This is a genomic window from Bradyrhizobium sp. (genome assembly GCF_019242285.1).
In the GTDB taxonomy this organism is placed as follows: domain Bacteria; phylum Pseudomonadota; class Alphaproteobacteria; order Rhizobiales; family Xanthobacteraceae; genus Bradyrhizobium.
In genome coordinates, this window is sequence record NZ_JAFAVV010000658.1 from 1 (window position 1) to 7,073 (window position 7,073).

Genomic DNA, 7,073 nt, shown 5'->3' on the forward strand with positions numbered 1-7,073 from the left:
AGCCGGCCGCGGCGAGTCCTGAAACGCCACACCTGGAACCCCGCCGAATCAGCTCCGAAGTCGATCGCGGACGATCCGATCCACCTCGCGATAATCCGCCGCCACATGGTGGGCGCCGGCCGCCGTCAGCTTCGCCGCATGCCCTTCGCGGATATGGCCCGCCGCAAGCAGCCCGATCACCGCGCAGCCTGCGGCGCGCCCTGCCATGACGCCACTCGTGCTGCCCTCGATGACGATGCACTCACCGGCAGGCACTCCGATCGCGGGCCGCCGCGTGCAGGAAAATGTCTCGGCGAGCACCGTGTTGGACAGCACCTCGCTGTCGGCGATGACGCCGTCGAAATCGAAGATGATGGCGCTGACCGTTCGTCGAGGTTGCCCGCACTGAATCGCAAAGCGATCGTCCCCTTGAGATGGCTCTAGATGGAGGACACGTGAACCTCAACTCACGTTCGGCTTCCAACTGTTACCGAGAAGCGGCGCGATGAAGGTTACGAGCTTTTCGGCGAAGCGAGCCGCTTGCGCCGATCGATGATCGGATGTATGTAGAGCGCCCTTTCAACCCGCCACGTTCAACCGACGAGGAGACCAGCCGTGAGACTTCTGTCGCGATCGACACAGACCGTGCCGACGCTCGCAGAGTGTGCGGCTGAACGTCATCCAATCATGTTGAACGACCATGGCAGGTTCATTGATTCAGCGCCGGCAGGAGGCCGAGCGCGCCCGCGTTGAGGCGTATCAGCACTCGCTGCGGCGCGTGTCGCAGCGAACGCGGCCTCCGCCGGACTTCCAGAACGCGATCGACGAGGTCAAGCGCGACTTCGAATCCCACGTCCTGCGGGACGCCTGGGCCTGGAAGCCGCAGCTCAAGACCCGCGATGCCGCGCGTCTGCGCCTGGCTGCCGCACGCTATCTGTTCGCGCGCTATCCCGTTGCGGAGCATCTGGAGCAGATCTGGATCGACTGCGAGGGGCTCGGCGCCGACGAGAGCCGGTTGCGGAAGCATTGGTATGTCGTGGCCGCCGGTGGCGGCTCGCTGTACAAGGCGGGCGCAAGCCGCTGGTTGTCCCGCAAGGAGGTCCATGCCTTCCTCAACCCGCTCGGCAGCGTCGACTTCGAGCAGGCGATCTGGCAGGCGATCGCCCGCTCCTATACGGACGATCCCGGCGTCGCGCTGAGGATCGCGCACTCCCGGATCGTATGGACATTGCGCACTCAGCTCGACTTCTGGCGGGAGGTGGTGCGGTTCTTCTGCACGCATCCGGCCACGGTCGAGCAGATGGATGATCTCTGCGATTACCTCGCGGCTCGCCGCCGGCGCGACCGGCAGTTCACCCTCAAGGGCCGCACGCTCGCATCGCTTGGCCGACAGATGCGCGAGTGGCATCGCGACCTCGCTGCGGTGGCGCGGATCGAACGGCTTCGCCGTCGGGCCGAGGCGGCGAACCATCGTGTGCGCGGACCGACGCGGATACCCGAGCCGTCCAGCGCGAGCTGGCGGGGCGCGGCGATCGCGGACTGGTCGTGGAGCCCGTCGTCCAAGCTCCAGTCAAGGCGCGAGGAGTATGTGGTGGCTCAGCTCCGCACGGCCGCCGATCTGGTCGCCGAGACGCGGGCCATGCATCACTGCGTCGCCAGCTACGCGGCAAAGTGCATTGCCGGGGTCGCTTCGATCTGGTCGCTCCGCCGTCGCGAAGGCAGCAATACCCAGCGGCTGTTGACGATCGAGGTCGATCGCCAGTCCCGCGCGGTCCAGGTTCGCGGTTTTGCCAACCGCGCACCGCATGCCGAGGAGCGCAAGGTCCTGGATCGGTGGGCCAAGGCGCGCGGGATCACGCTCCACGACTGAGGGCCTGCGCCGTCGCGGCCGCGCGGGCCCTTAACACCGGCTGCCCACCCTCACATCAGATGCGGCCCGCCACCGTCCGCCTCCAGCACAGCCGCACGCCATTCGCGCTTGACCGGAAGAATCGGCGGCATGGGCGCAACGTTCGGCTCCGCGGTCGGCGCCGCGATGGAGTCGATGTTTTCGGTGCGCGAGGCGCGGCGCATGAACAGATTGTAGATCATCCATTGCGCGCGATCGCGCTTGCCGCGGACCGGAAAACGACCGGCGATCGATGGCATCGAATAGAATCCCATGTAGGCGCTGTTCTGGCCGATGCGGAGCTCGTCCGGAGACATTCCGCCGGGACGGAACACCACGTGCCCCTGATCGTACATCGTCCAGTCGAACGAAACGATGCGCCCGGCCTTCTTCATCTCGTACCACGTCAGCGTGCCCGGATAGGGCGTCAGCACCGAATAGGCGCAGGCGTCGTAGCCGGCTGCGATGTTGAATTTCACGGTCTCGTCGAACACGGAGGTGTTGTCGCCGTCGAACCCGAACATGAACAGGCCGAACACCATGATCCCATGGGAATGGATCTTCTCCACCAGGGCCTGGAACTGCTCGGGCCGATTGACATGCTTGTGCACGCTCTTCAGCGTCTCCCGCGAGATCGATTCGAATCCGATGCTCAGCATCGTGCAGCCGCTCTCCGCTGCGAGTTCGAGCATGCGATCGTCGTTCGCGAGCTTGGAGGTGACGCCGGCCTGCCAGCGGATGCCGCGCCCCTTCAAGGCCCGCATCACCTCCTTGGGACGCTCCGGCGTGCCGAAGAAGTCGGCATCATTGATGGAAATCGTGCGTGCGCCACAATTCTCCATTTCGTGGATGACCTCGTCGACCGGACGATAGCGAAACTTGAGGCCGTTCATCAGCGGCTCGGCGCAGAACGTGCAGCCCTGGTGGCAGCCGCGCGAGGTCTGCACGAAGGTCTTGTTCACGTAGCGCCGCTTCTTCAGGAGATCGTAGCGCGGCATGCTCAGCCCGACCATCGGATGCAGCCTGTCGGATTTGTAGGTTCCGCGCATCGCGCCGTGCTTGAGGTCGTCGAGCAGCCTGTCGATCACGAGCTCGACCTCGCCGATCACGACCGCGTCCGCATGCTGCAAGGCCTCCTGGGGCATGAAGCTCGGATGCACGCCGCCCATCACCACGGGCACGCCCTTGGCGCGGTACCGGTCCGCGATCTCGTAGCCGCGATTGACATAGCTCGTCATCGCCGAGATTCCCACGAGATCGACCTTCAGGTCGAAGTCGATCGTCTCGATGTTCTCGTCCGTGAGCACCACCTGGTATTCGTCTTCCGGAATGCAGGCGGCGACGGCCAACAGGCCGGCGAGTGGAGAATAGAGCGCCCGGTTGAAATAGATCGGACGCGTCGTCAGCGAATCGGTCTTGGGATTGATGAGGTGGATGAGGCGAGTACGCACGAGAACCTCCTGCTTGCACCAACCGTTTTTTGATCTTCGGCATCACGTTCAGGTGAGACGCCGCCCCGGCTCCGCCACAGCCCCTATTTTCAAGCCTGGGAACAGAAAACGTTCCAAACGTGCTCGGAACGTTGTCCGGGCGCCCATCGGTCCCGCATATCGGTAGGCGCGCGCCTTTGCCGGCCTCAGGCTGGCCCGTTAGCTCTGCGGAAAGCAAGCGCGCAGACGGCGGCGATCGTCATTCCTGCGTGAAGAGACCAGGTCGAGAGGCGCTCGGAGCCGCGTCCGCGGCGCAGTCCGCTTATTCCAGCCCGGCGCGGCGCAGGCCTTCGAGGAAATGCTCGCGCTCGCCATCCCTGAACGGAAGTTGGCTGCCGATCCAGGCCAGCGAGATGTTGGGCTGAGCGCGACGCAGCTCTTGAAGGGTTGCCCTCGCGAGCTCGGTCTCACCTGCCATGCCGGCGGCCGCGGTCAGCACGCGGTGAGCGCCGACGAAATCGCCGCGCTGCCGGATGCCCTCGCGCGACAGCCGGATCGCTTCGCCATAGTCGCGCTCGACGAACGCGGCATAGGCGGCAACGCCACGATAGATCGCCGAGAACGGATCGCGCGGGTTGAGCCGCATAGCGCGGCGGGCGGCTTCCGCGCCCTCGCGCCAGCGCCCCGCCCATGACAGCACCAGGCCGTAGTAGCCCTGCGCGATGGAGAAGTTGGCATTCAGTCGCAGCGCCGCCTCGAACGAGGCGAGCGCATCGTCGAAACGCCCCCGGTAGGAGTGAGCGCAGGCGAGCGCGAGATGAGCCCAAGGGTCCTCGTCGTCGGCCCGCATCGCCGCGAGCGCTGCACGTTCGGCGAGCGGCGTGACGGTCGCTGCCGTCTCCCACCCCATGTGTGCACCAAACGTATGGCTCACCGCCAGTACCGCCAGCGCCCGGGCATAGCCCGGATCGAGGGCAATCGCCTGCTCCAGCAGCTGCTGGCACAGCATGTTGTCGTCGCGGCTGACGCGCCAGAAGTGCCACAGTGCGCGCATCACCAGATCCCAGGCGTCGAGACTCTCGGGCGGCTTGCGCTGAGCGCGGAAATTCTCCGCAGCATAGAGTTGCGGCTCGATTGCAGCGGCGATCGCTTCCGTGATCTCGTCCTGCACCGCGAACACGTCCGCAAGCTCGCGGTCGTAGCGATCCGCCCAGAGCTGGCTGCCGGTGGAGACGTCGCTGAGCTGGACCGTGATGCGTACGCGCTCGCCGAACTTGCGCAAGCTGCCTTCGACCACATAATCGACGCCGAGCTCGTCGGCGATCTGTTTCAGATGAACGGCCCTGCCCTTGTAGGAAAACGAGGAATTGCGCGCGATGACGAAGAACCAGCGCAGCTTCGACAGCGCGGCGATGAGATCCTCGCTGATGCCGTCGGAGAAATACTCCTGCTCCATCCCGCCGCTCATGTTGACGAAGGGCAGCACCGCAATCGCGGGCCGATCGGCCGGTGGCAGCGCTATGCGCGGTGACGACGTCTTCGCGCCTCCGACCCGCGACGCCGCGCCGTTCGGCGGCAGCTCCACGTCGGCAACGAAGCGGATGCCCTTGCGCGCGAAGGTACGGATCAGCTTCTGCTCCTCGCCATTGTCGCCGACCGCCTTGCGCGCGGCGTTGACGTGGGTGGCAAGCGTGGAGTCGGCGACCGTCCGGCCCCGCCAGACGCCCGCGAACAGCTCGTCCTTGCTGACGACGCGCTCGCGATTCTGTACCAGGAAGGTCAGGAGATCGAACACCTGCGGCGGCAAGGCGATCGGCGCCCCGCCCCGGCGCAGCTCGCGCGTATCCGTGTCGAGCACGTGATCGGCAAAGAGAAACCTCACGCAAATCCTCCGAGGACTGGCGGTCGGCGGCAGCGCCGCTCTCGAATCCATGCTGGCAGAGAAAAAGCGGCGCGTAATCCTCCCGAGAGAGGATGCGCCGGACGAATAACAAAGGCGCTCTGGCGCGAAAATAAAGCCGATCGCAAAGTATTTCCCGGCCGCCGCCGGTATCTCCGGTGCGTCTCGCGGGACCAACGAAGACCGGCAGCAGCCCGACACGGTCCGCGCAGGTTTCGACACCATTTCAGGAGAACGAGATCGAATGCCGTCTTGTGGATCAGTTCAGGGCATGCGGCGATGAAATAGCATCTTCGCGCCACCGGCCATTCGCGGCCGGCGGCCCCATTGATTGCCAGCACCAATCCTTACGCACCACGGCTTTTTCAGAATTCATATCGAACGCGCCCGGCAGGCCGACGACCCTTCGTGCCTGCCGGGCGCCCGACAATCACACGAGGAAGGCGCGGCGTTTCCCGCCCAGATGCCACTCGTGTCGCCAACGAAACGGATGCAGCAGAGGAGAATACGGATGACCCGCCCATGGTCTCGCCGCCAATTCGTGGCTTCGGCACTCACCGTCGTGGCAGCGCCCGCCCTGCGCGTGGCAGCCGCCGGCGCCGACGAGCCGATGCTGCTGCGTTGCTCGCTGGAGACGCCGCCCTCCCATACCCGCAATGTGGTGATGAGGGATTATCTCGGCCGCGTCGAGCAGGCGAGCGGCGGCAGGATCAGGACGCAACTGTTCGAGAGCGGACAGCTCTTTCCCGATCTGCAGGTCGGCAAGGCCCTGCTGCAGGGACAGATCGAGATGGGGATGCCCGGAACATTTTCGCTGACCGGCGTCATCCCGGACGCCGATTTCATCCAGCTTCCCGTGCTCTATGGCCGCCCGATCGACATGCTCCATGCCGTGATCGACGGCAAGTCGGGCAAGCTGCTCGGCGACCAGATCGAGGCCCGGCTGAATGCCCATGTGCTCGGTCCATGGCTCGATCTCGGCTTCTTCAACTGGTACTCGACGAGCAAGCCGCTGAACTCCTATGACGATCTGAAGGGCATGAAGATCCGCAACAATGGCGGCGCAGGACAGGCCTGGCGCACACAGTTCATGGGCGCCATCCCCAACACCACGCCGCTGCCGAACGTGCCGCTCGCGCTCTCGCAGGGCACGTTCGACGGGCTGATCACCTCGCACGAGACGGTGGCGAGCGGACAATTCTGGGAATCCGGCATTCGCCATGCCCTGGAGGACCATCAGTTCGTCGGCGAGTACGTTCCCATGGTGCGGCTCGCCTTCTGGCAGAAGCTGCCGGCCGAGCTTCAGACGCTGCTCGCCGAACTGTGGCGCGCCAATATCGCGACCTACCGCGCCAGCATGGCGAGCGCGCAGGCGCGCGCGCGCGAAACCGCGCAGGCTCACGGCATCACGATCGTGACGCCGAACGCCGAGGAGCTCGCGGCCAAGCGCGAGGCGATGATGAAGTTCCAGGACAACGTCGCGATGCTGTCGCGGATCTCGCCGGAGTTGGTCGCCGCCGTCGCGAACGAAGCCAGCTAGGTCCGGAAGCTCAGGCCGCACAGCATGATGAAGCTCTGGGACCGGACCGAGCAGACCCTGGCAGGCGCGCTCGGCCTGATCGCGCTGCTGCTCGCGCTGTGGCAGGTGGCGTCGCGCTACCTGTTTCCGCAGCATTCGATCAGTTGCGCCGAGGAAGTCATCGTCTACCTGATGATCTGGGCCATCATGATCGTCTCGAGCGAGCTCGTTCGCGCCGACGGCCATGTACGGCCCGACCTGGTGCTCGCCATCGCGCCCGACCGGGTCAAGCGCTGGATGGAGGCGTTCAACAGCCTTGCCGCGATCGTGTTCTGCGCGGGGCTCGGCTGGTACGGC

The 7,073-nt window shown here is 65.4% G+C and carries 7 protein-coding genes; 4 read left to right on the top strand and 3 right to left on the bottom strand.

Annotated features, from left to right (window positions below; translation table 11 throughout):
- Window positions 1-48: 48 nt before the first annotated feature.
- Window positions 49-207 (bottom strand): hypothetical protein, encoded by a 159-nt coding sequence (locus JOY90_RS26490; protein ID WP_291694058.1) that lies wholly within the window; start codon window positions 205-207, stop codon window positions 49-51.
- Here JOY90_RS26490 and JOY90_RS26495 point away from each other — a divergent pair.
- Both JOY90_RS26495 and JOY90_RS26500 read left to right on the top strand, forming a co-directional pair.
- Window positions 206-388 (top strand): hypothetical protein, encoded by a 183-nt coding sequence (locus tag JOY90_RS26495; protein WP_291694059.1) that lies wholly within the window; start codon window positions 206-208, stop codon window positions 386-388. The genes JOY90_RS26490 and JOY90_RS26495 overlap by 2 nt on opposite strands.
- 291 nt (window positions 389-679) lie before the next feature.
- Window positions 680-1,849, top strand: a complete 1,170-nt coding sequence (locus JOY90_RS26500; RefSeq protein WP_291694060.1) for a PcfJ domain-containing protein — start codon at window positions 680-682, stop codon at window positions 1,847-1,849.
- A gap of 50 nt (window positions 1,850-1,899) precedes the next feature.
- Here JOY90_RS26500 and JOY90_RS26505 read toward each other — a convergent pair whose 3' ends face one another.
- Together JOY90_RS26505 and JOY90_RS26510 are read right to left on the bottom strand one after the other, a co-directional pair.
- Complete coding sequence (locus JOY90_RS26505) at window positions 1,900-3,318, bottom strand: radical SAM protein (protein ID WP_291694061.1); 1,419 nt, start codon at window positions 3,316-3,318, stop codon at window positions 1,900-1,902.
- Between the two features lie 301 nt (window positions 3,319-3,619).
- Window positions 3,620-5,179: a winged helix-turn-helix domain-containing protein gene (locus JOY90_RS26510; RefSeq protein ID WP_291694062.1), complete on the bottom strand. Its 1,560-nt coding sequence runs from the start codon at window positions 5,177-5,179 to the stop codon at window positions 3,620-3,622.
- Between the two features lie 529 nt (window positions 5,180-5,708).
- Between JOY90_RS26510 and dctP the strand changes: the two genes are divergently transcribed.
- Together dctP and JOY90_RS26520 are read left to right on the top strand one after the other, a co-directional pair.
- Entirely contained in the window at window positions 5,709-6,737 is a 1,029-nt protein-coding gene (gene dctP / locus JOY90_RS26515; RefSeq protein WP_291694063.1) for a TRAP transporter substrate-binding protein DctP, read from the top strand.
- 24 nt (window positions 6,738-6,761) lie between these two features.
- A partial coding sequence (locus JOY90_RS26520; RefSeq protein ID WP_291694064.1) for a TRAP transporter small permease occupies window positions 6,762-7,073 on the top strand: 312 nt, incomplete at its 3' end.

Excerpts from the sequence above, each read along its gene's own strand:
- JOY90_RS26495 (WP_291694059.1), top strand. The coding sequence starts at position 206 with ATGACGCCACTCGTGCTGCCCTCGATGACGATGCACTCACCGGCAGGC.
- JOY90_RS26490 (WP_291694058.1), bottom strand. The coding sequence starts at position 207 with ATGGCAGGGCGCGCCGCAGGCTGCGCGGTGATCGGGCTGCTTGCGGCG.
- JOY90_RS26500 (WP_291694060.1), top strand. The coding sequence starts at position 680 with ATGGCAGGTTCATTGATTCAGCGCCGGCAGGAGGCCGAGCGCGCCCGC.
- dctP (WP_291694063.1), top strand. The coding sequence starts at position 5,709 with ATGACCCGCCCATGGTCTCGCCGCCAATTCGTGGCTTCGGCACTCACC.